At 61.0% G+C, this 23,412-nt stretch carries 23 protein-coding genes; 2 read left to right on the top strand and 21 right to left on the bottom strand.

What is annotated here, in order from left to right; translation table 11 throughout:
- Positions 1-12: 12 nt before the first annotated feature.
- The 10 genes from F0185_RS17240 to F0185_RS17195 form a co-directional block, all read right to left on the bottom strand.
- Positions 13-873 carry a type II secretion system F family protein gene (locus F0185_RS17240; protein WP_167226432.1) on the bottom strand — a complete coding sequence of 287 codons (861 nt, stop codon included), beginning with the start codon at positions 871-873 and terminating at the stop codon, positions 13-15.
- On the bottom strand, positions 866-2,584 hold the full coding sequence (locus F0185_RS17235) for a TadA family conjugal transfer-associated ATPase (RefSeq protein ID WP_167226425.1): 1,719 nt from the start codon (positions 2,582-2,584) through the stop codon (positions 866-868). The genes F0185_RS17240 and F0185_RS17235 overlap by 8 nt, the downstream gene beginning before the upstream one ends.
- A 4-nt stretch (positions 2,585-2,588) precedes the next feature.
- Positions 2,589-3,914, bottom strand: coding sequence for a type II and III secretion system protein family protein (locus tag F0185_RS17230; RefSeq protein WP_167226423.1), 1,326 nt, complete (start codon positions 3,912-3,914; stop codon positions 2,589-2,591).
- A 15-nt stretch (positions 3,915-3,929) separates the two neighbouring features.
- Positions 3,930-4,994 carry a Flp pilus assembly protein CpaB gene (gene cpaB, locus F0185_RS17225; protein ID WP_167226421.1) on the bottom strand — a complete coding sequence of 355 codons (1,065 nt, stop codon included), beginning with the start codon at positions 4,992-4,994 and terminating at the stop codon, positions 3,930-3,932.
- Between the two features lie 21 nt (positions 4,995-5,015).
- Entirely contained in the window at positions 5,016-5,231 is a 216-nt protein-coding gene (locus F0185_RS17220; protein ID WP_166894205.1) for a hypothetical protein, read from the bottom strand.
- A gap of 18 nt (positions 5,232-5,249) precedes the next feature.
- Positions 5,250-5,915: a hypothetical protein gene (locus tag F0185_RS17215; RefSeq protein WP_167226419.1), complete on the bottom strand. Its 666-nt coding sequence runs from the start codon at positions 5,913-5,915 to the stop codon at positions 5,250-5,252.
- A complete protein-coding gene (locus F0185_RS17210) occupies positions 5,906-6,724 on the bottom strand; it encodes a TadE family protein (RefSeq protein WP_167226417.1) in 819 nt (272 codons plus the stop codon). Before F0185_RS17210 ends, F0185_RS17215 begins: the two co-directional genes overlap by 10 nt.
- Positions 6,721-7,512 carry a hypothetical protein gene (locus F0185_RS17205; protein ID WP_167226415.1) on the bottom strand — a complete coding sequence of 264 codons (792 nt, stop codon included), beginning with the start codon at positions 7,510-7,512 and terminating at the stop codon, positions 6,721-6,723. Before F0185_RS17205 ends, F0185_RS17210 begins: the two co-directional genes overlap by 4 nt.
- Entirely contained in the window at positions 7,509-8,894 is a 1,386-nt protein-coding gene (locus F0185_RS17200) for a pilus assembly protein TadG-related protein (protein WP_167226413.1), read from the bottom strand. The genes F0185_RS17205 and F0185_RS17200 overlap by 4 nt, the downstream gene beginning before the upstream one ends.
- 69 nt (positions 8,895-8,963) lie before the next feature.
- A complete protein-coding gene (locus F0185_RS17195; RefSeq protein WP_167226411.1) occupies positions 8,964-9,233 on the bottom strand; it encodes a hypothetical protein in 270 nt (89 codons plus the stop codon).
- A gap of 1,009 nt (positions 9,234-10,242) precedes the next feature.
- Here F0185_RS17195 and F0185_RS17190 point away from each other — a divergent pair.
- The gene (locus F0185_RS17190) at positions 10,243-11,094 is read left to right on the top strand and encodes an OmpA family protein (RefSeq protein WP_167226409.1); all 852 of its coding nucleotides are present in this window, start codon (positions 10,243-10,245) and stop codon (positions 11,092-11,094) included.
- A 64-nt stretch (positions 11,095-11,158) separates the two neighbouring features.
- Here the strand turns inward: F0185_RS17190 and F0185_RS17185 are convergent, their stop codons facing one another.
- The 3 genes from F0185_RS17185 to secA all read right to left on the bottom strand — a co-directional run bounded on the left by F0185_RS17185 (position 11,159) and on the right by secA (position 15,247).
- Positions 11,159-11,446, bottom strand: coding sequence for a hypothetical protein (locus F0185_RS17185; RefSeq protein WP_167226407.1), 288 nt, complete (start codon positions 11,444-11,446; stop codon positions 11,159-11,161).
- 136 nt (positions 11,447-11,582) lie between these two features.
- A complete protein-coding gene (locus F0185_RS17180) occupies positions 11,583-12,374 on the bottom strand; it encodes a hypothetical protein (RefSeq protein ID WP_167226405.1) in 792 nt (263 codons plus the stop codon).
- A 122-nt stretch (positions 12,375-12,496) separates the two neighbouring features.
- Complete coding sequence (gene secA / locus F0185_RS17175; RefSeq protein WP_167226403.1) at positions 12,497-15,247, bottom strand: preprotein translocase subunit SecA; 2,751 nt, start codon at positions 15,245-15,247, stop codon at positions 12,497-12,499.
- 225 nt (positions 15,248-15,472) lie between these two features.
- Between secA and F0185_RS17170 the strand changes: the two genes are divergently transcribed.
- Positions 15,473-15,937 carry a DciA family protein gene (locus tag F0185_RS17170; protein ID WP_167226401.1) on the top strand — a complete coding sequence of 155 codons (465 nt, stop codon included), beginning with the start codon at positions 15,473-15,475 and terminating at the stop codon, positions 15,935-15,937.
- A gap of 30 nt (positions 15,938-15,967) precedes the next feature.
- Here the strand turns inward: F0185_RS17170 and lpxC are convergent, their stop codons facing one another.
- The 8 genes from lpxC to F0185_RS17130 form a co-directional block, all read right to left on the bottom strand.
- On the bottom strand, positions 15,968-16,903 hold the full coding sequence (gene lpxC / locus F0185_RS17165; RefSeq protein ID WP_167226399.1) for a UDP-3-O-acyl-N-acetylglucosamine deacetylase: 936 nt from the start codon (positions 16,901-16,903) through the stop codon (positions 15,968-15,970).
- Positions 16,904-16,956: 53 nt separating this feature from the next.
- Positions 16,957-17,835 (bottom strand): DMT family transporter, encoded by an 879-nt coding sequence (locus tag F0185_RS17160; protein ID WP_229477070.1) that lies wholly within the window; start codon positions 17,833-17,835, stop codon positions 16,957-16,959.
- Entirely contained in the window at positions 17,835-18,284 is a 450-nt protein-coding gene (locus tag F0185_RS17155) for a GNAT family N-acetyltransferase (RefSeq protein WP_187362568.1), read from the bottom strand. Before F0185_RS17155 ends, F0185_RS17160 begins: the two co-directional genes overlap by 1 nt.
- A 58-nt stretch (positions 18,285-18,342) precedes the next feature.
- Positions 18,343-18,849 carry a peroxiredoxin gene (locus F0185_RS17150; RefSeq protein WP_167226397.1) on the bottom strand — a complete coding sequence of 169 codons (507 nt, stop codon included), beginning with the start codon at positions 18,847-18,849 and terminating at the stop codon, positions 18,343-18,345.
- Positions 18,850-19,016: 167 nt separating this feature from the next.
- Positions 19,017-20,222, bottom strand: coding sequence for a cell division protein FtsZ (ftsZ, locus tag F0185_RS17145; protein WP_166870608.1), 1,206 nt, complete (start codon positions 20,220-20,222; stop codon positions 19,017-19,019).
- 130 nt (positions 20,223-20,352) lie between these two features.
- Positions 20,353-21,585 (bottom strand): cell division protein FtsA, encoded by a 1,233-nt coding sequence (gene ftsA / locus F0185_RS17140; RefSeq protein WP_054266460.1) that lies wholly within the window; start codon positions 21,583-21,585, stop codon positions 20,353-20,355.
- A 10-nt stretch (positions 21,586-21,595) separates the two neighbouring features.
- Entirely contained in the window at positions 21,596-22,435 is an 840-nt protein-coding gene (locus tag F0185_RS17135; protein ID WP_167226395.1) for a cell division protein FtsQ/DivIB, read from the bottom strand.
- Between the two features lie 7 nt (positions 22,436-22,442).
- Positions 22,443-23,411: a D-alanine--D-alanine ligase gene (locus F0185_RS17130; RefSeq protein WP_167226393.1), complete on the bottom strand. Its 969-nt coding sequence runs from the start codon at positions 23,409-23,411 to the stop codon at positions 22,443-22,445.
- Position 23,412: the final 1 nt, after the last annotated feature.

Here is a 23,412-nt window from a genome sequence, read left to right as displayed (position 1 = left end):
GCGCAGCTCCTCTTACACATCGATGGCGACGATCTTGCGGATCAGGACGAACCCGACGCACTCGAGCACGAAAATGAGCAGCAGCACGCCATAACCGATCCAGGTCGTAAACAGCGGCGCCATGGCCTCCGGCTCCATGCCGTTGAGCGCGGCCATCAGGAACAGCGGCAGGCAGCCGACGATGATGCCCTGCAGCTTGCCCTGCGCGGTCAGGGCGTCGATCTTGTCTTCCATCGCCAGTTTGCGGCGCATGGTGTCGGCCAGGCGTTCGAGCGACTCGGTCAGGTTGCCGCCAACCTCGCGCGCGATGCGCATGCTGGTGGCAAACATCGTGTATTCGCGCGAGCCGATGCGCGACTCCAGTTCATCGACCGCTTCGTCCATGCCCACGCCCATGCGCAGCTTGCGCACCAGCAGCGAAAACTCCTGGCTCGATGGCTTGGGCAACTGCTCGGCCAGCAGCGCCAGCCCCTGCTGCAAGCTCATGCCCGAACGCAGGGCGCCGACCAGCGAGTCCAGGGTGTCGGGCAACTGGCGGATCAGCATCCTGCGGCGGCGCGCCCTGAGGCGCTTGTGCACCAGGCCGGGGCCGACCAGGCACGCCATGGCGCCGGCGACGGCCAGCAGCGGATTGCGGCTCAAGACCAGCAGCAGCACAGGCACCAGCACGGTGGCGATGATACTGAGCTTGGTCAGCAGGCGCGGGTCCATGAAGATGAACATGTCCGACAGCTTCAGGCTGGTCGTATCGAGCACCTTTTCCTGGTAAGACGCGGCCAGGCTGCGTCCCAGCATCCATACGGCGGCCACGAACAGCACCGTAGCCACGGCGATGCCGGCCGCGATCACGCTGGGCAGCAGCGCGTCATCCATGGCCGGCCTGGCCCGCCGCGACGGCGCCGTCGACGCCAAAGGTGGTCAGGTCGATGTCGATGCCGAAGCCGCGCAGTTCTTCGTAAAAGGTCGGCACGTTCCCGCACGGGACGAACTGGCCGCGCACCTTGCCGTTATCGTAAAAGCCGAGACGCTGGAAGCGGTAGATTTCCTGCATCTGGATCACGCCGCGCTCCATGCCGGTGATTTCGGTGATGCTGGTGACCTTGCGCGTGCCGCAGGCAAAGCGGGTTTGCTGGACGATGATCTGGACCGCGGACGCCACCTGTTCGCGGATCGCCATCACCGGCAGCTCCATCCCGCCCATCATCACCATCACTTCGAGGCGCGAGAGCATATCGCGCGGCGAATTGGCGTGGGCCGTCGTCAGCGAACCATCGTGGCCCGTGTTCATCGCCTGCAGCATGTCGAGCGCCTCGCCGCCGCGGCATTCGCCGACCACGATGCGGTCGGGCCGCATGCGCAGCGCATTCTTGACCAGCTCGCGGATGGTGATCTGGCCGCGCCCCTCGACGTTGGCCGGGCGCGCTTCGAGCGTGACCAGATTGTCGTGGTACAGCTTCAGTTCGGCGGCGTCTTCGATCGTGACGATGCGCTCGTAGGGCGGAATCAGGTTCGAAATAATATTGAGCAGCGTGGTCTTGCCCGAGCCGGTGCCGCCGGAGATGACGATGTTCTTTTTCTGCTCGACGCAAATGCGCAGGAAGGCGACCATGGCGACGTCGACCGAATCGAACTTGACCAGGTCGGCCACGCCCAGGCGGCGCTTGGCGAACTTGCGGATCGAGACCGCCGGCCCCTTGAGCGCGATCGGGCGGATCGCGATATTGACCCGCGAGCCGTCTTTCAGGCGCCCGTCGCACAAGGGAGACGATTCGTCGACGCGGCGCCCGATGGGCGAGACGATGCGCTCGATCACGCCCATCAGCGCCTTCTCGCTGCTGAAGGCAATGTCGCTGCGGCGCGTCTGTCCATCGCGTTCGACAAAAATATCCTGGGCGCCGTTGACCATGATCTCGGTCACCGAGTCGTCGGCCAGCAGGCTTTCGAGCACGCCCAGGCCGACCGCTTCGTCGAGCACGAACCTGGCCAGTTCATCGGGATCGGTCACGGCCGGCAGGGTGACCTTCGCCATCAACTCGCGGATCAGCTTATCGGCCACGCCGCGCAACTCGGTGTCGCCCATGCGCGTCACATCCTGGCGGCGCAGGTCGAGTGTCTGGATCAGCTCCGCGTGCAGCACCTCGGCATTGCGCGACAGGGCCAGGTGCAGTGCGCGCGCGGCGTCGCTGCGGGCGCCGCCGCGCGGCTCCTCGCCCGGCTGGAGCGGCGCCTGCGCGGCGGCGGCCGGCGTGGCCGGGTCGCACAGGGAAGGCTTGACCGGTTCGGCCGCACGCGCCAGGCCGACCGCCTTGACCCGCAGGTGCTGGCCGCCGACCATGATGGCGTCGTCCACGCGCAATGGGCCGTAGCGCACGATCCGCTCGCCGTTGACGAAGACCCCGGCCAGCGAGGCCAGGTCGATCACGCTGGCGCCGCCTTCCGCGTCCACGGTCAGGCGCAGCGCGCCCTTTCCGGCTGCGGCGGGCAGCGGAATCGGCGAGGCTGCCTCGGCGCCGATCACGGCGGTTTTGCTGATGAGATAGTCGGCGAACTGGCCGTCGGGCTGCCTGGATTCGATCGTGATCATGGGATTATTCCGTCATCGTCAGCGGTGCGGGGGGCTTCGGCCCAAGCTGCTTGTCGCGCAGGGCTTTGTCGAATTCATACAACTTCTGCTTGTTCACGTCCGCCGGCCCGGCAGTGGGATTGGGGGTGGCCTGCACCAAGCGCGGCGTGATCATGATGGCCACTTCACGCGTGGCGCTGACCGTCGCCTTGTTGCGGAACAGGCCACCGAGAAAAGGAATCTGCCCTGCCCCCGGCACCTTCTGCGTGTCGCGCGCGCCCTCGTACGAGTACATGCCATTGAGGACCACGGTTTCGCCGTCGCGCGAATTGAATTCGGCGGTCGATTTACGTTTGAGCAGGCCAGGGACGCCGAGCACCGTGACCGAGCGGTCGATGCTGCTCACTTCGACGTCGACCTTGGCGTAAATGGCGCCCGATTCGTCCGTCACCGGCGTGACATCGAGGATGACGCCATACTCCTTCATCTCGACGCTGGTGCGGCCAAGCGCATCGACGCTGGGCAGCGGGATTTCGCCGCCGGCCACGAAGCGCGCTTTCGAACCGCTGCGCGTGCTCAGGCTGGGGGCGGCAAGCACCTGGGCTTCGCCATCCTGCACCAGCAAGTTGATGCGCGAGGTAATCAGCGACGTGAGGTTGATGAAGCCTTTCGGCGGCCAGATTTTGTTGGCCAGGGCGCCGTCGGCGATATCGATGCCACTGCTGCCGGCGGGGGGAAGGTAGCGAAACGTCGGGTTGCTGTAGAAATCGGCGATGATGCCCGCATGCGGCCCGTTGACGTTCGAGTCCCAGCGGATGCCGAGGTCACGCGAGCCCTTGGTGGTCAGTTCGAGGACCTTGACGTCGAGGTAGACCATTTTTTCCCAGCCCACCTTGCCGACGAAATTGACCACCTGCTCCGGGAACATCTTCTGGATCGACTGCGCCCGTTCCTGGTTGATATCGCTGACCATCTCGCCCTCGAGCACGATGCGGGCGCCGGCCACGCGGGCGCGGACATTCTGGACATTGGCCAGCAGCCGGTTGATATCTTCCAGCGTGGCCGCCAGATTCGCCTCGCGCACCTGCACCGTCATGATTTTCTCGCCGCCGCCCTTGAGCCAGACGTGCAAGGTGGTACTGCCGCCGGCTTCGGCCAGCACCAGCATCTGGTTATTGGCCAGGCTGGAAGCGGAGATCACCTTGCCGTTGCCGATCGCGATACGCGACGGCGACAAGGGGAGCACGCGCGCTTCGCCGACGAACATATCGATCGTCGTCGGTGGCGCGGCATGTGCCGGCGTGGCCAGCATCACCAGGATGCTCAATGTAGCGACGAGTGCTTTGATCACTTGGTTGGTCCGTTCTTATGGTTTGATGGGGGACACCGCGGCAGTGAGCGACGGCGCCGGCGCCGGTACAAGGCCGAGACGGTGATGCACATTGCCCGCGCTGGGCGCTGGCGCCGGCGCGGGTGCGGCGGCCGGCGTTGCCGGGCGCGGCGCGATCTCCTTGAGCAGGTTGACCAGCGCCTCGCCGCCCTCGGGCGACTTGACGCGCGCCCCGCCGGCGGTGCCGGTGCCGCCGATAATGATCTCGATAAAGCGGCCCTCGTCCGGCTTGGGCGGGGCGCCTTCCACCTGCTTGAAAGTCGCCTCGTCGAGCACGACGCGCTTGAGCACATCCTTGTCTTCCGGGTTGCGCAGCACCGCAGTCAGTTTGCCGATTTGCTGGGCCAGCAGGATCTGCTCGGCGTCGCGCGGGCCGACGTTCAAGGTGACGGTGCTAAATTCCGCGTTGACTTCGCGTTCGCCGCCGCCTTCGGTGCGCACGACACGCTTTTGGGTGGTTTTACCTGTCGCCATGACCGATACCGCCTGCATGATCAGGCGCACATGCAGCAGCTCCCGGGCGCGCGCCTGACCGTCGGCTTCGGGTGGCTGGTTGTAGGAATTGGTGGTGGTGCCGGGGCCGGTGAACAGCAAGTCGATGATGTCGCCCGGGACCAGCATGCCCGAGATCGAACTGATTTCGTCGACCGGAAACGTGATCGCGCGCTCGCCCTTGGCGACGGTGGTCGAGAGGGCCGCGTGGTCGCCGCGCTCGAGCGCGCCGCGGTCGATCGGGTCACCGGGTTTGAGCGCCACCATGATTTTCTGGCCCTGCACCATATCGAAAGAATCGGGCGCCAGCACGGTACTGCTCAGATAGCGCTCCGGCACCGAGCGCACCGCCAGATTGTCGCCGCTGAGCGTGGCGCCGGCCGGAATGTCTGCCTTGGCCACGAGGATTTTCTTGGTCTGGTAGTCGCCGGCGAGCCTGGCTTCCTCGCGACTGAGATGGGCGCGCAGGAAGTAGTTGGCGCCGACAAAGCACACGATGCCGAGACCAACCGCGCCACCCAGCAACAGGGTATTTTTAGAGATTTTCAAGGGACGCATTCGGATAGTGGGTTAAGAAACGGACATCATGAAGCTGTAGCTGCGGAAGAATGCCCGCACAGCGCGCGCGAGGTAATCGGCCAGCGACATGTCGTTGGTCAGGGCGGTGGGGATGAACAGGACCAGTGCCACGGTGCTGGTCACGACCAGGTATTCGATCATGGCCTGGCCGCGCTGGCGTGTGCCCGGCGGTGGCGCTGCGGTGGAAGTCGATTGATGGCGGCGCATGCGGTTCATCCTGGCGGCTTAGTTAAGAAGGGTATTCATCATCACGATCGAACCGTTCGGTTGCGCGGTCAGGGTTGCGTCGAACTGCTGCTTGCCCTTATTGGCGGCGAACACGATGCCGGTGGGTTCCGCCTTGAAGCGGTGGCGTTCCCAACCCGACGCTTTGAGGGATGCTTCAAGCGAGGCAGCGGTGGCGGTCATCGAACGCTTCGACACGGCGATCACTTGCTGGGATGCGCGGCCCTGGTCGACCGAATCGATGATGGAAACAGCGGTCATATCGGGCGGCAGGCGCACTGCCAGCTTCGGTTCGCGGGTGGCCGACGGGGATGTCAGCGCGACGAAGCCTTCGATGGTCGAGGCGCTGGCCTGGCGCACCTGAAAACTGCGGTGCTGCGCGCCGACGGGTTGATTGAGGACGGTCCAGGCGCTGTTGACTGAGCGTTTGACTTCGCCCGGCGAGCGGCGCCAGCGGGTTTCGACGTCCTGTAATAGTGCGTCGAGAGCGAGCCTCGAGGCGAAGGCGCGCACTTGCATCGGCGTGCCGTTGACCTGCAAGGTGTCGCCCATCGCTTGCAGCTGCACCGTGTCGGGCATGTCTTGCCAGCCGGCGCGGGCGACGCCAGGGAGTGCGAGCGCCATCAGGACAAGTACGAGGCGGGCCGTCATCGTTGTCAGAAACATTGAGCGCCCCCGTAGGCCGGCAGATTGCTGCCTGTGACACGATCGGCGGGGACGATGTCGGGGCAGATCTTGCCTGGTTCGAAATGCCGAAAGGCTGGTTCGAGGGGCACCAGAAGGTAGCTGGCGGCCTTGATCACCGGCGTTATCCTATGGAACAGCCCGGCTCCGGTGAAGACACGGGTACGTTCGGCGACCTGGGACGGACTGTTCGCATCCCAGTTGTCGGTAATCAACGATGAGGTTTCGTTGAGTGTGAGGTTGAGCTCGTTGAGCGGTGCGGGCAGTGAGGCCACGTTGCTCAGTTTGACGCTGACGGTGCTGGTGTACAGGCCGCCTTCGGGGAGTTTTTCGCCGTCGGATATTGTCGCGAGAAATCCCGTTACTATACCCATCACCTCCGCTGTCACGCTAGCGGCCTTACCGGGTAGGTCGCCGCGCACTGTACGGACCGATACGTCGCTAGGATTGTCAACTAGACGTATTTTGCCCGAGTGGTCTTTCCATATCTCAGTCTGGCCGCCCCACGCGGCGCTGTCGGTGGCGCCGTCATTACTTCTGAATGCGTCGGAATTCCAATTAAACAGTCGGGAACGCGTCTGTTCCTGAAGTTTGCTCTCACTAAACGTGGATGGGCGTACCGTTCGCTCCCATGAGGCATAGCGCGCGGCCTGAATAGTGCTTGCCTGAATGTCATGAAACTTACCGAGATAGAAGATAGCAAAAAATATCATGACCACGAAAGTCGCCACAACAGCCATTTCCACCATCGCTTGGCCGTGCTGATATCGAACAAAACGCGATCTCATCATTTGGCGCTCGCATTGACAAAGATTGTTGGACTTACCTTGATGCCGACTTTCAAAGACACTGGCTCAAGGATCATTGGGCTACCAAACACCGACTTTCCTGGCAGATCACGCGAGTAGACGATAGGAGGCTTTCCGTCTGACATCGCTATTCTTCCAAGTTTCGGATCGAGAACGCACATTTCAGCGACAATCTTTCCCGCAACCATTAAATCGCTCTCATCAGTGCATTTGACGGCAATATTGTTTATTTTTTTGGAGATTGAATATCCTGACGCACTCTGTGGATCATAAGGCTTAGCTTCATACTTCGCTCGCTCTGACTCCGCCTGGCTCTGAGTCTGATCATCAAGTACATATTCAAACCCGTTGTGTGCTACCCATGTGTTTGAACCGCCGCCGAATTTCGTTTCGCAACCGTTTTCTGGCGTTACCCCGTCGATATCAACACCGAAACCCTCTTCGGTAGTCCTGAACGATTTACCGTCACTGATGATGGTGGTGCGTGTCATCACGAAGTTCTCAGGAATAACTGGAAACGGTTTCACGGGAAGATTTTTAGCCCGAGCCAGTGCTCTGCACATTTTGTATGGCACACTCAGTAGATTGACATAATCTTCGATTGAAGTTGGCCGGTGTACGGTGATCAATTCATAACTATCTCTAATTTGAGATAATGTTGGAGATATCGACGAGGTGTGAGCAGGTGGACTATCATCCCCACATGCGATGAGAACTCCGCACCCAAGGAATAGATATGACACCATTTTCAACGCGGCTGGGGTTTTCATACTCGGCATGATCCTTTACCAGACACCCTCATCGGGAACAGTCCTTTTGCCACTCTAACAAGAGCCATAGAGCGAAAATCATCAGTCGCAAGTGATGCTCTCCAGTAAGGATTAAACAGGCTCGGAAATTCTGTCGCGCCATCCAGACGCGGATGATTGAAGGGACGTTGGAACGCTACGCACGCTTCCGCAATCGCAAACACTCCTCCGTTAGCGACATACTGGGGGTCGTGTTCAAGCATGACGCCATTCGTCAAAGCAGCTTTCGCCCCGAACTCACTATTAGCCGAGGGAATCGCAGATTCTTTTATAACCACTTCGACAGCGAATGGGAGCATGTTAGATTTTGGCTCTCCGGCGTCGAATTCCTGCACATCTCGATAACCAGGGAAATCAACTAGCTTAGATCCCAATTTAAGTGGATTAGCAGTTATTTTACTTTCTGCAGCGTCACGTGCAAGTAGGCCATCAATAGCGTTCCAATCGTTGATGTCACCATGCGTACCAATTTTTTTCACAGGCATTCTCGTCGAATAAGCTTGTGCGCCTCCCCAGCCTAAGGGAAACTTTAATTGTATGGGTGGTATTCCTATGCTTACCGCGACAGAATCCATTGCCTTCCAGGAATCGTAATCAATCAAATCTGTGCCACCCTGCTTACGGAAACTCAAAGAAACATTAAGACTCCAGTCGCGTGCACGAGTGAATCCGTCGCGTGAATTAAGCGCCACTTCGCGCAAACGCTTGCGTCCATCGTCCTTTGGGCCAATGGAAGGCCGATTATTTTTGTCATACGTTTCGGTGAATTTTACCCAATACTCAAGGTTTTTTTCGAATAAGGCTACATCGCCCAGAGTCAGACTGGCCCCATTCTTTTTTGCGATCTCATTAGCAATATCCATTGCTATTACGACACCAACGCCATTAAAACTCTTCTGCGCATTGTGTTCCAAATAACTAAGGGTGCGTAACGCGTCTTCAACTGGCGGAAAATGCGTTTGCACTTGGTTGTTCACACGCTCCAATACTCGGGCAGCCGTTTGCACTACCGCATAAATTGGCGGGTAGAGTTTTGCTATATGACTGACATTTCTGACAAGCTCCGCCAAATAATCAATCCATGAACGAAGGCTCACGGATTGGGCGATCGTCACTTCATTGACGATCATGGCCCGGTTCATGTAAGCCTGAAAATTAAGAGTACGCGCCTGCCACACAGCACCGCTGTAGGCAGCAGCGTCAGCCGCGTTCATAGCGCGCATTTTTGCGTTGCTCACCTGCCCGGAATTGAACGCCACGAGCATGATCCCGGTCAGCGCAGCAGCAAAGGCAAGGAATAGGACAAGAGCCTGGCCGTTCTGATAGTTTCTGATTTTTCGCACACCGCCCCCGGCGATTATGTCTCGGGGGACGCTCCCCCGAGATCAAGAAATCAACTAGTACTACCGATATTATTTGACGCCGGCAGTCGACTCGTAGGTATCCAAGTGGAGGCTTTTAGCCCTAGCATTTGCTGCCGTGTTCCCGTCAGTCACGACCTTTCGCGCTCCTTCATTCTTTGCCCCAGCCAAGGTCGAGGCGGCGACACCTGTTTGGCCACGGATCACGTCTCCGAAGGCCTGGTATACCCCAATGGCGGCGATAGCAATCAGCGCGACGATAATGATGTATTCAGTCATGCCTTGGCCGAGTTGACGACGACGCGTAATGAACTTATTCATGTTGACTCCATTAAGATTAATCGAGAGAAACCACACGAACTGGACGAACTATACTCACGTAATAGGAAACGAAAAATCCTGAATGCAACGTGTTTAACCTAGATCAAATTGTTCCAAAACTTTTCCATAAGTGTTGCAAATCTGGCTCAACCTCCTTTCACCTCATAATACTGCGATGCTTGATAGTCGATGTGACAACTGCGATTGCCATATAATCCAGATTCAACCCCCAGACGATCGTCTATGAAATTGTGCCTGGAAGAAAACGTTGAGTCAGATTAGCTGATCATAAGTTCAATGTTTTGATCTATATCCTCATTCATGTTTGCAAATTGGAAAATATATTTCCCAATTGAAATTTCCTCAGTTGCGTATAATTAGCAAGCCGGCATGAGTAAACGCTATTGAATCTCCCTAACAGGAACCTGCCGACGTAGCTTGCCAAAGGCGAAGCGTATGGATCTGAATCGCTCTGCAGATGTTTTTCTGAGGAAAGTCAAGGCTGAAGTCGAATAGTTCTTGCTAGAATCTCTATCAGTTAAGTGGACGAATACAAAAGTCGAAAATATCCGCTGCTCGAATTTTCTATCGCTTCGGAGCGAAATTTTTTTGCGTAAGCGCCATGCCGACCTTATGCCCGGCAGAATTATCGATTCTCCTATCGCTCTAAATCAGGTTTTGTTGGCGCATCTTCAGTCGATACTATCCTATCAACCTAACTGGGCACATCATGGCAATCCATTCGTATTTCTTACTGCCGGCAGCAGCCGTAGTCTCCTCGCTGTTTATTGGGTGCTCACGCCAATCCGACACTGGCACAACGCCCACCAATCGCACCGAGCCCACGCTTCCTTCAGTGAGCGCTAGCCCTGCGGAGCCTTTTCCTGCCACTTCATCATCGCCGCCGACATTGTCAGCTGCTCCACTTGGTCCGCCGGCCACCCTCGAAAACTCTCCTATTTCGGGATCCGCAAATGCCGAGCCGCCCACTCTCGCAAGAAGCGATATCTTGGATAAGATTCCCCTTACCACAGCTGCGGTGCCGCCCTACCCATTTTTTGAATATCCAGCAGTAATCCCTAAACATCAATATCGAGGGGAGCTTGTGGAATTCGACAGAGTTGGCATCATTGTTGAGAACAAGGTGCGTTTTGTGGAAGGACGTTATGCGGAAATTCTATTTTCGAACCGGGAGGCGAATCTGACTGTCTTGGCTTCGCACCGTAGTTATACCAATGCTATCGAGGCACTCGGTGCCGTCAAAGTGAACAGCGTATCGCCAGACGATCCAACGTTTCTCAAGGAATTTGATTCTCCAAAACTACGCAAAGATTTGCACATCCCCGAGCGGGAAATGTCCTATGACGCCTACGCCCTGCGCACCACCGAAGGTATTTCCTGGATCGTGCTGATGGTGAACGAATCGCGTACGAATATCTTCGTTGCGCAAGCCAAGGAGCTGGTCTCGCCGGTGATCTTGAAGCGCGCTGCGGCAATCAAGTCGGAACTCGATGCCAAAGGCCACATCGCCTTGTATATCAACTTCGATACGGACAAGGCCATCGTCAAGGCGGACGGCAAGGCGGCAGTCGATGAAATTTCGACCGTCCTCAAGGCAGATCCCGCGCTTCGCCTGTCGATTGAAGGCCATACCGACAACGTCGGTGACGCCGGGCACAACAGCGCGTTGTCGAAACAGCGTGCCGACGCCGTCGTCCAAGCCCTGCTGGCCAGCGGCATCGACAAGACGCGTCTCGCCGCTGCCGGCCACGGTGCAGACCAGCCGCTGGTGCCCAACACGGACGAAGCAAGTCGGGCCAAAAATCGCCGGGTCGAGCTCGTTAAAGTAGTGAAGACCTGAGCAGGACGGCAGCCGGCGAAACAAGGCTGGGGCGCCTCACGGGGCCTGCAGCCTGGTTCATTGCTCAGTAAGTGAGCACCTGGCGTGACTTGGCCACGCTCGGCTTAGGTGGCGCTACGACAGCCAACTTGCGGTCCGAATTGGACCACACCTGCATGCACTCGGCACCGGTCCAACTGGTCGCTTCAGGACAGGCGCAATGCGTCCCCGCAAAGAAACTGTTGGCCGGACACGGCTTGTCCGAGCGCTGCACAGTCAGCCCGGACCCACCCGGCATATGGGACGGCTTGGTCCACACCGATGCAAGCAGCAAGCCTGCAAACACGGCGACAGCGGCAAAAATGGCTTTCATGACGTCCTCTTGGTTGGCGGTGAAACCTAACCATTGCAGGAAGCGCCCACGCCATTATTGCGTACCATCAACTCTTCTTTCCTTACCTGTACGCAATGCCGCAAACGTGGCGCCCGCGCGACGCCGCTACACCGATTCAGCCGCCGCTGCCAGCCGCACAGGTATTTCCGATCCGCGTCCAGCGCACCCGCTGGCGCGTATCGGTCGCCACCGACTTGCCCGACTGCGCCATCGCCGCGCGCACCGCCTCGGCCTCCTCGGGCGTCTTCGCATTGCGCAGCGCTTTCGAAAACGCCACATTGACCGCCACCTGCTTTTCCGCCAGCTCGCGCTGCAAGCGTGGCAAATCGAGCAGCTGCTGCGCCGCCCTGGCGCGTGCCTCCGGCGTCTTGCCCTGTGCCGCCTCGCGTTCGAGCACGGGGCGCATCCACGCCAGGTCGGCCGCCGGATCGCTGGCCCGGGTGGCGCTGACGGTGTCGTATTCCCACGTCACCTTGTCAATGCGCCGGATGGTCAGCGTCACCACCGCCGCCGGACAATTCGCCGTATGCACCAGCACCCCATCCGCGCCCACCTGGCTCGATTGGTCAGGGCAGGACGCCAGCGCCACCGCCGACGAATACAGCGCATCCGAGATCCTGCGCGGCCGGATGCAATGCGTTACCGGTCCCTTGCCTTCATAAACCTTCTCGCCCGAGTCAGCCCCGGCGACCCGTTCGCGCCGCACGATGTCGCCGCTGGCCCCATCGACCCGCGTATCGACCCGGTTGGCCGGCGCCGGCGCCGGCAGGCTGCTGGTCGATGCCGAATCGAGCCGGTACAAGCCCGCCGGCGGCAAAATTTGTTCGATCGCCGGCGCGGCGAGCGCCATCCCGCCAACGAGCAGCGTCAGCGCCGCCAGCATGGTGCGGTTCACCGGAACAGTCATGGAATTCTCCTGAAATAATGGGGACCTAATGGCGATACGGCCGCGCCGAACTGTCCGCGGCCATAAAAAAAGGGGAGGAAGAACATCACGTTCCGCCTCCCCTGTCGGTCATGCCGGGCGCTTTATGCGAGCTTGCCGTGGCATGCCTTGTACTTTTTGCCGCTGCCGCAAGGGCATGGGTCGTTGCGGCCGACCTTCGGTCCGAGCATCTCGTCTTCGCCCACCACGCCGACCGGCGCCAGCAAGTCTTCCGGCGCCGTGTCCGGATTGAAGTCCGCGTGCTGGTAGCTGACGTTTTCGACGTGCGACTGGTGCATTGCCGCTTCGGCCGCATCGATCTCTTCGCGCGACTGGATCCTTACCGTCATGACCATGCGGATCACTTCGTTCTTGATCATGTCGAGCATCGATCCGAACAACTCGAACGCTTCGCGCTTGTACTCCTGCTTCGGGTTCTTCTGCGCATAGCCGCGCAGGTGGATACCCTGGCGCAGGTGGTCCAGCGCCGCCAGGTGCTCGCGCCAGTGGCTGTCCACGCTTTGCAGCATGACGTTGCGCTCGAAGCCGCCGAACGACTCCTTGCCCACAATCGCGATCTTGCTGTCGTACGAGGCGTCGGCCGCGGCCAGCACGCGCTCGCGGATGTCGTCGTCGGTCATGCTGGTATCGGTGGCCAGCATTTGCGCCAGCGGCACGTTGAGCTGCCATTCGTTGGCCAGGGTCGCTTCCAGGCCGGCGATGTACCATTGCTCTTCGACCGATTCTTCCGGCACGTAGGCATGCACCACATCGGTGAACACGCCGGCGCGCAGCGAGGCAATCAGTTCGGCGATGTCGGTCGTTTCCAGCAATTCGTTACGCTGGGTGTAGATCACCTTGCGCTGGTCGTTGGCCACGTCGTCGTATTCGAGCAGCTGTTTGCGGATGTCGAAGTTGCGCGCTTCGACCTTGCGCTGGGCCGATTCGATCGAGCGCGAGACGATGCCCGCTTCAATCGGTTCCCCTTCCGGCATCTTCAGGCGGTCCATGATGGCGCGCACGCGGTCGCCCGCGAAAATGCGCAGCAGCGCATCATCGAGCGACAGGTAGAAGCGCGATGAACCCGGATCGCCCTGGCGGCCGGAACGACCACGCAACTGGTTGTCGACGCGGCGCGATTCGTGACGCTCGGTGCCGATGATGTGCAGGCCGCCGGCTTTGACCACGTGCTCGTTGAGCGACTTCCACTCGCTGCGCAGCGTTTCGGCCTGGGCCGCCTTGTCGGCATCCGTCAGCGCGGCATTGGCTTCGATGATCTGGATCTGCTTTTCGACGTTACCGCCCAAAACGATGTCGGTACCACGGCCGGCCATGTTGGTGGCGATGGTGATCATCTTCGGACGACCCGCCTGGGCGATGATTTCGGCCTCGCGCGCATGCTGCTTCGCATTGAGGACGTTGTGCGCCAGCTTGGCCTTGTCGAGGATCCCCGACAGCATTTCGGAGTTTTCGATCGAGGTGGTGCCCACCAGGACCGGCTGCCCGCGCTCGTAGCAATCGCGGATATCGATCAGCATCGCGTTGTATTTCTCGGCCGACGACTTGTAGACCTGATCCTGGCGGTCCTTGCGCTGCGACGGACGGTTCGGCGGAATGACCACGGTTTCGAGACCGTAGATTTCCTGGAATTCGTACGCTTCCGTATCGGCCGTACCGGTCATGCCGGACAGCTTGGCGTACATGCGGAAGTAGTTCTGGAACGTGATCGAAGCGAGGGTCTGGTTCTCGTTCTGGATCCGCACGCCTTCCTTCGCTTCAACCGCCTGGTGCAGGCCGTCCGACCAGCGCCGACCTGTCATCAGGCGGCCGGTGAATTCGTCGACGATCACCACTTCATCGTTCTGCACCACGTAGTGCTGGTCCTTGTGGTACAGCGCGTGCGCGCGCAGGGCCGCGTACAGGTGGTGGATCAGGGTGATGTGGGCGGCGTCGTAGAGCGAGGCGCCTTCCGGCAGCAGGCCCATTTTGGTCAGCATCGCCTCGGCGTTCTCGTGACCGCGTTCGGTCAGCAGCACCGTGTGCGCTTTTTCGTCCTTGGTGTAGTCGCCCGGAACCGACACTTCGCCCTTGCCGTCCGGCGTTTCTTCGCCGATCTGCAGGGTCAGCATGGCCGGCAGCGAGTTAATCTGGTGATACAGCTCGGTGTGGTTTTCGGCCTGGCCCGAGATGATCAGCGGCGTACGCGCTTCATCGATCAGGATCGAATCGACTTCATCGACCACCGCGAAATTGAGGCTGCGCTGAACGCGCTCGCTGGCCTCGAACACCATATTGTCGCGCAGGTAGTCGAAACCGAATTCGTTATTGGTGCCATAGGTGATGTCGGAGGCGTAAGCGGCTTGCTTGACGCTGTGATCCATCTGCGACAGGTTGATGCCGGTCGTGAGACCCAGCCAGCCGTACAGGCGTCCCATCCACTCGGCATCGCGCTGGGCCAGGTAATCGTTGACCGTGATGACGTGCACGCCCTTGCCGGACAGCGCGTTCAGGTAGGTCGGCAGGGTCGCCATCAGCGTCTTGCCCTCGCCGGTGCCCATCTCGGCGATTTTGCCGTAATGGAGGACCATCCCGCCGATCATCTGCACATCGAAGTGGCGCATCTTGAGCACCCGCTTGGCCGCTTCGCGGCACACCGCGAACGCTTCCGGCAGCAGCTGGTCGAGCGTTTCGCCCTTCGCGACGCGCTCCTTGAACTGCGGCGTCTTCGCTTGGAGTTCAGCGTCCGACAGCTTTTCGATCTGTGGCTCGAGCGCGTTAATCTCGCGCACGGTTTTTTGATATTGCTTGAGCAGCCGCTGGTTGCGGCTACCGAAAATCTGGGTCAGTAATGACATGCTTGAATTCTTGAAAAAAACGCCGCAAAAAGAAGCCGCAATGATAGCAAAAACATATCACCCAACGGCCGACTATGCAAAAAAGACTGTGATTTTATCATGCGATACGGCCACACTTGGGGATATTGGCCCGGAACTCAAGGGGCAGGGGCAAAACAAAGTTAATAAAATGACTCCGGGACGCGCTGGTAGCGGGACGCCGCGCGCTGTGATATGTTGCGCCTTATGCATATCTACGGAACCAAGACGCGCCGCACGTCGATTGTCGCCACTGATTTTCTCAAGCGTAACGACAAGATGGCGGCCCTGCTGCCGACGGCGATGCGCATGGCCAGCCTGCAGAGCGACTGCGCCAAAGCGCTGCCGCCGATGTTCGGCAATTGCGACGTGCTCTCGTTCGAAGACGCGCGCCTGGTGCTGGCCACGCCCAGTTCGGCCGTCGCCGCCAAGCTCAAACAGCAACTGCCCAAGCTGCAAGGGGCGCTGCAAAAGCGCGGCTGGCATATCGACGACATCAAACTGAAGGTGCAGGTCACGCGCAGCATTCCCCAAGTGGTGCACACGCACCAGCTGATCCTGCCCGGCACGGCGCGCTCGGCGTTCGAAGCGCTCGGTGACGCGCTGCCGAAAACCAAGGCCAACGCCACCCTGATCGCCGCCGTCAAGGCGATGGCGGCGCGCCAGCGCTGATCGGAATCCGCGCTGGGACGACGGTTTAGGCTAGGTAAGCGCCCACTCGCGCGCCATCTGGCGCACGTACGAGGCCGGGGCGCTGCCAGGTTTTTCGAACGCCACGATCTCGTACGCGTCCGGATGCTTGAGCAGTTCCAGCAGCAGCAGATTGTTGAGCGCATGGCCCGACTTGTGCGCCTCGTACCCCGCCAGCAGCGGGTGCCCGACCAGGTACAAGTCGCCGATCGCGTCGAGTATCTTGTGGCGCACGAATTCGTCGTCGTAGCGCAGGCCATCCGAATTGAGGATGCGGTACTCGTCCATCACAATCGCGTTCTCTAACGAGCCGCCGCGCGCCAGGCCCATGCCGCGCAGGCTTTCCACGTCCTGCATGAAACCGAAGGTGCGCGCGCGCGCCACGTCGTGTACATACGACACATCGCCAAAGTCGACGAAGGCGCGCTGGGTCGTGCCGTCGACCGCCGGGTGATTGAATTCGATGAAAAAATCGAGCTTGAAGCCATCGTATGGCGTCAGGCGCGCCCATTTTTCGTTGGCGCCGCTGCCCTGGCGCACTTCCACGTCTTTCAGCACGCGGATGAATTTTTTCGCCGCGCCCTGCTCCTGCACGCCCGCCTGTTGCAGCAAAAAGACAAACGACGAGGCCGAGCCGTCCATGATCGGAATTTCTTCGGCCGACACGTCCACATACAGGTTGTCGATCCCGAGCCCGGCGCATGCCGACATCAGGTGCTCCACCGTGGACACGCGCGCGTCGTCCTTGACCAGCACCGACGCCATGCGCGTATCGCCCACCACGCCGGCGCTGGCCGGAAACTCCACCACCGGGTTCAGGTCGACGCGGCGGAACACGATGCCGGTGTCGATCTCGGCCGGGCGCAGGGTCAGCTCGACCTTGGTCCCGGAGTGCAGCCCCACGCCGACGGTGCGCACCAGTTGTTTGACGGTTCTTTGTTTTAACATCCGGCGATTATAGCGAACTTGATCGGCCGGTGCCGCCAGCCGTTCCGGATCGCTTACGGATGCTCGGCCTGGGCGTGCGCGCGCTCGTGCCGCACCAGGTAGATGCCGCTGCCGATGATGATGGCCGCGCCGATCAGGGTGTACTGGTCGGGCAGGGTGCGCCACAGGATCCAGTCCAGCCCCACGCCCCAGGCCAGCCCCGAATACTCGAACGGCGCCACGCGCGACGCTTCGCCGGAATTGAACGCTTCGGTCACCGCCAGTTGCCCCAGGAAGCCGGTCAGCGACAGGCCGCACAGCAGCCACACATCGGCGCTGCGCACCGCCACCCAGTTGGGCGCGGCCAGGGTGGTCGCGCCAATGGCCAGGAACACCATCAGCCACAGCACCATGTGTTCGGAGCGGTCGGTGCGCCCGACGATGCGGGTGGTAATGGCCGACACCGCGTAGCACAGCGCCGCGCCCAGCACCGCCAGTCCGCCCAGGGTCAGCATGCCGGTCCCGCTCGGGCGCAGCACCACCAGCACCCCGCCCAGGCCGACCGCAATGGCGATCCAGCGCGCCAGGTTGACGCTCTCTTTCAAGAACACCACCGACAAGGCGGTGATCAGGGCGGGCGCGATGAAGAAGATCGAATACGCTTCGGCCAGCGACAGATTGCGCAGGCCGAAGGCGAACAGGCCAAGCATGGTGATGCTCAGGCCCGCGCGCAGCAGGTGCAGCGGCCAGCGCACCTGCAAGGCGCTGGCGAACGCGCCGCGCCAGCCCACGTACGCGAGCACCAGCGGCAGCGACGACAGGCCGCGCATGGCGGCCACCTGCAGCGCCGGATAATGCGCCGACAGCAGCTTCATCACCGTGTCCATCAGCGAGAACATGGCCACCGCGATCAGCATCGCGTAAATGGCGCGCAGATTGCCGCTGCGCGCCATCACAGGCGCTTGACCATGAAAAGGCTCAGCGGATCGGGTTGATAGTCGCCGAACGGCGCGCAGCGGATAAAACCGTCGCGCTCATACAGGCCGATGGCTTCCGGCTGGCTGATGCCCGCTTCGAGCATCAACGCCGGCAGGCCGGCGGCCGCCGCGCGGCGCGCAATCTCGCCCAGCAGCTTGCCGCCCACGCCCTGGCCCCGGCTGGCCGGTTCGACGTACATGCGTTTGACTTCGCCGTAGCCACCGCGGTCGACGTAAGCGCCGCAGCCAAGCGCGCGGCCTTCGGCATCGCGCGCGACCAGGAACACCACGCCGTCCTGGCAGAGCGAGTCGACGTCCATCAGGTGGTTGCTCTCGGGCGGATAAAGAGCGGCAAAATAGGCGTCCAGCCGTTCGAGCATGGCGATAACGTCGCTCTGGCGTGGCGTTTCGGTTTGAATATGCATGGCGATATAAAAAACGGCGCCGCGGCGCCGTTTGTGCGACAGAGGTGACAGGTAGGGATTAAGCGACTTGCTTGAGCAGCGTTTCGGCGTTCGACACTTCAAAAGCGCCGCCCTGCTCCACGTTCAATTGCGTGACCACGCCGTCGTCGACCAGCAGCGAGTAGCGCTGCGAGCGCGTGCCCATGCCGAACTTGGAGAAGTCGGCGTCCAGGCCGAGTGCCTTGCTGTAGGCGGCGTTACCGTCGGCCATCATGCGCACGATGCCGGTGGCTTTCTGGTCGCGGCCCCAGGCGCCCATGACGAAAGCGTCATTGACCGAGATGCACCAGATTTCGTCGACGCCCTTGGCTTTGAGTTCGTCGGCCAGCTTGACGTAGCCCGGCACGTGCTGTGCGGAGCAGGTCGGGGTGTAGGCGCCCGGCAGGCCGAAGATGGCGATCTTCTTGCCCTTGACCAGATCAGCCACCTGGAAAGTGTTCGGGCCGAGCGAGCAGCCTTCGGTTTCGGTCTCGACGAATTCAGAGAGGGTGCCTTCCGGCAGGCGGTCGCCGATTTTAATAGTCATTCGAGGCTCCATAATGTAGGGTTGATAAGACGACTAGTATGCCTGATCCTGCCCGATCTTGCAGGCAGCGGGCGCTGCGATCAGGCACAGTTCCCCGTGCGCGGCGTCGTACCGATAAAAAAAGCCGGGAAAGTTCCCGGCTTCTTCAACCCAGCACTGCGGCCGGCTTAGTCGGCTTGCTTGCGCAGGAAGGCCGGAATGTCGTAGGTTTCCACGCCATTGCGCTGCATCGCCTGGACCTGCTCGGAGGCCTGCTCGCGGCGCCACACGGCGGGCTGCTTCATGCCTTCCATGGCGTGGCCGCTGGCCGAGCCGGAACCCATCGACACGCCCACGGTCGCGCCCACGCCGCCGGCCGACATGGCCGGGCCGTTGTGGGTACCGGTGCGCAGCATCGGTTGCTGCACCAGCTGCATGGCCTTCTTGGCCTTGCCCAGGCCCGTCGCCACCACGGTCACGCGGATGTCGTCGCCCATTTCGTCGTCGTACGCGATACCTTGCGCAATCGACGCATCGGGCGCTGCAAACGCGCGCACGGCCGCCATGACTTCCTTGATCTCTTTACCCTTGAGGCCACGGCTGGCGGTGACGTTGACCAGCACCCCGCGCGCACCCGACAGGTCGATCCCGTCGAGCAGCGGCGAAGCGACTGCCTGCTCGGCCGCGATGCGGGCGCGATCGACGCCGCTGGCGGTGGCGGTGCCCATCATGGCCTTGCCCTGCTCGCCCATGATGGTCTTGACGTCGTTGAAGTCGACGTTGATGTGACCCGGCACGTTGATGATCTCGGCGATACCGGCTACCGCGTTGTTGAGCACATCGTCGGCGTGGCGCATCCACTCGATCATCGATTCGTCTTCGTAGATCTCTTCCAGTTTTTCATTGAGGATGATGATCAGGGAGTCGACGTGCAGCGACAGCTCTTCCAGCCCGCTCTCGGCCACGTCCATGCACTTCTGGCCTTCGTACGAAAACGGCTTGGAGACCACGGCCACCGTCAGCGCGCCGAGCGACTTGGCGATTTCGGCCACGATTGGCGCCGCGCCGGTACCGGTGCCGCCGCCCATGCCGGCCGCGATGAAAACCATGTGCGCGCCGCGCAGCGCGTCTTCGATGCGCGCGCGCGATTCTTCGGCCAGCTGGCGGCCGACGGTCGGCTTCATGCCGGCGCCCAGGCCCGACTCGCCGATCTGGATGATGTTGTGCGCGCTGGACTTGGCCAGCGCCTGCGAATCGGTATTGGCCGCGATGAACTCAACGCCAGACACGCCCTTGTTGATCATGTGCTGAACCGCATTGCCACCTGCTCCGCCGACGCCGACGACCTTGATGACGGTTCCTAGTGCTGCGTTATCGACCATATCAAACTCCATGATGAACTCCTAATCAAAGTGCGGTTTCCAAGCGCCAGGACTCATAGTGGTATGAAACCTGGAGATTGAAAACTGCGTTAACCGTTAAATAACAAGAACCCGTGTACGTTGTATTTCAATTCGTGCCGACCTAAAAATTCCCTAAAAACCATTCCTTCATGCGCTGCCAGACCGCTTTGACGGAGCCATCCTGGCGCGTCACGATATGCCCGCGCAGATACTGCTTCTTCGCTTCGAGCAGCAGCCCGAGCACGGTCGCATAGCGCGGGCTGCGCACCACGTCGGCCAGCTGGCCGCGATAATCCGGCGTGCCAAGGCGCGCCGGCTTGAGGAAAATATCTTCCGCCATCTCCACCATGCCGGGCATGATCGCGGTGCCGCCGGTGAGCACGATGCCCGACGACAGAACTCCTTCGTAACCCGACTCGCGCACCACCTGGTGCACCATCGCGAACAATTCTTCGACCCTCGGCTCGATCACCGCCGCCAGCGCCTGGCGCGACAGGTTGCGCGGACCACGGTCGCCCAGCCCCGGCACTTCGAGCGATTCGTGCGGATCGGCCAGCACCTGCTTGGCCACGCCGTAGCGGATCTTGATCTCTTCAGCTTCGGAAGTGGGCGTGCGCAGCGCCATCGCGATGTCGTTGGTGATCTGGTCGCCGGCGATCGGAATGACCGCCGTATGCCGGATCGCGCCGTCGGAAAACACCGCAATGTCGGTGGTGCCGCCGCCAATGTCGATCAGCACCACGCCCAGTTCCTTTTCGTCGAGCGTGAGCACCGCATCGGCCGAGGCCATCGGCTGCAAGATCAGGTCCGATACTTCAAGGCCGCAGCGGCGAACGCACTTTACAATGTTTTGTACCGCCGACACCGCACCGGTGACAATATGCACCCGCACTTCCAGGCGAATGCCGCTCATGCCGATCGGTTCGCGCACGTCTTCCTGGCTGTCGACGATGAATTCCTGCGGCACCGTGTGCAGCAACTGCTGGTCGGTCGGGATGTTGACCGCCTTGGCCGTTTCGATCACGCGCGCCACGTCGGTGGCGGTCACTTCCTTGTCCTTGATCGCGACCATGCCGCTCGAATTGAACGAGCGGATATGGCTGCCGGCGATGCCCGCGTAGACATTGCGGATCTTGCAGTCGGCCATCAGCTCGGCTTCTTCGAGCGCGCGCTGGATCGATTCGACGGTCGCCTCGATATTGACGACCACCCCTTTTTTCAGTCCGCGCGACTCGTGCTGACCCAGTCCGATCACCTCGTGGCGCCCGTCGGACATCACCTCGGCCACCACGGCCACCACTTTCGAGGTACCGATATCGAGGCCGACGATCAGGTTTTTCGCGTCTTTTGTCATGTGCTGTCGCCTACTGTCTTTGCTTGATTTTGCTGCTGGTTGATCTGCTGTTCGGTTTTACTGCTTTTTTTGCCACCGCCTTCACAGGCTTGTGCGGATCGTCGGGCAGTACCAGGGCGGCGGCGGATAGCGCCAGGCCGTTCTGATAGCGCATGTCGATCGTATCGATGCCATCCTGCAGGCGGTTGGCCAGTTGCGGATAAATCCCCACCAGCCGTTGCACCCGCTGCTTGAATGTCGTCTTGTCCTGCTCCCGTCCCAGCGCCACGCTCATGCCGTTATCGAGTTTCACGGTCCATGCGTAACGGTTCGACAGGTCCAGCTTTTCCGGCACCAGCGCGATCGGCGCAAACATCGCGCGTAATTCGATGAACCGCGCCAGCACTTCCTTCTCGCTGCCTTCCGGCCCGTCCAGAGCCGGCAGCGGATGGTCCTCGTCCGCCTCGGCCAGGTTGGCGGTAAATACATCGCCCTTGACCGATAACAGGCGCCCATCCTCGCCCCAGGTGCCGAGCGCTTCGTGCTCCTCGACTTCCACGATCAGCTGGTCCGGCCACTCGCGCCGCACCGTGGCCCGCCTGACCCAGGGCACCGCTTCGAAGGCGGTGCGTACCTGTTCCAGGTTGGTCGTGAAAAAATTCCCCTTGATGCGGCCCACCACGCCGGCGCGCAAAGTAAGCTTGTTCACGTGCTGCAGCCCGGTCGCGTGCACGCTGTCGACCCGCACCGTGCGCAGGGTGAACATGGGCAGCTGCGACAGCCACCACACACCCGACGCCAGGCAAGCGATCACCACGGCGGCCATCAAGCCGCTCGCGGTTGCGTTCAAAGAGCGTACGTCATGCCACATTACTGTATTAACCCTGGCCCTGGGCCATTTTCAAGCGTGCCGAACGAACAATCTCGACACACAGGTCTTCATAGCTGATGCCCAGCGCGCGCGCCGCCATCGGCACCAGCGAGTGACTGGTCATGCCCGGCGAGGTATTGACCTCGATCAGGAACGGCTTGTTGTCGCTGGCGCGCAGCAGCACATCGACCCTGCCCCAGCCTTCGCAATCGATGGCGCGGTAGGCTTCCACCGCCAGTCGCGACACTTCCGCGCTGGTCGCTTCGTCCAGCACGGCCGGGCAAAAATACTTGGTATCGTCGGTGAAGTACTTGTTCTGGTAATCGTAATTACCGTCCGGCGCCACGATTTCGACGATCGGCAGCGCGCGCGCATGCGCGCCGCGACCGAGCACCGCCACCGTCAGCTCGCGCCCGGTGACGAATTCCTCGGCCAGCACCACCTCGTCGAAACCGGCCGCCACCTCGTAGGCCGCCTTCAGGTCGCCCTCGGCGCGCACCTTGGTGATGCCCATGCTCGAACCTTCGTGCGGCGGCTTGACGATCAGCGGCAGGCCAAGCTGGGCCACCACCTGCGCCAGGTCGGTGCTGGCGTCGAGCGACGCGTAGCGCGGCGTCGGCAGGCCGCGCATCAGCCAGATCATCTTGGTGTATATCTTGTCCATGCCGATCGCGCACGCCATCACGCCGCTGCCGGTGTACGGAATACCGAGCTGCTCGAGCGCGCCCTGCAGGCTGCCGTCTTCGCCGAAGCGGCCGTGCAGCGCGATGAACACGCGGTCGAATTCTTCGGCCGCAAGGTCGGCGATGCTACGCTCGCCGGTGTCGAACAAATGGGCGTCGATGCCCTTGCTTTGCAGCGCCGCGTGCACGCCCTTGCCCGACATGATCGACACATCGCGTTCGGCCGAACGGCCGCCGAACAGCACGCCGACCTTGCCCAGTGCGGCGGCGTCGCCGGAATTAAAACCACTCATG

Origin of the sequence: Massilia rubra (genome assembly GCF_011682065.1) — a bacterium.
In the GTDB taxonomy this organism is placed as follows: Bacteria; Pseudomonadota; Gammaproteobacteria; order Burkholderiales; family Burkholderiaceae_D; genus Telluria_A; species Telluria_A rubra.
Note: the sequence above shows the minus strand (reverse complement) of the source record. Positions and strands in the feature narration are given on the sequence as shown.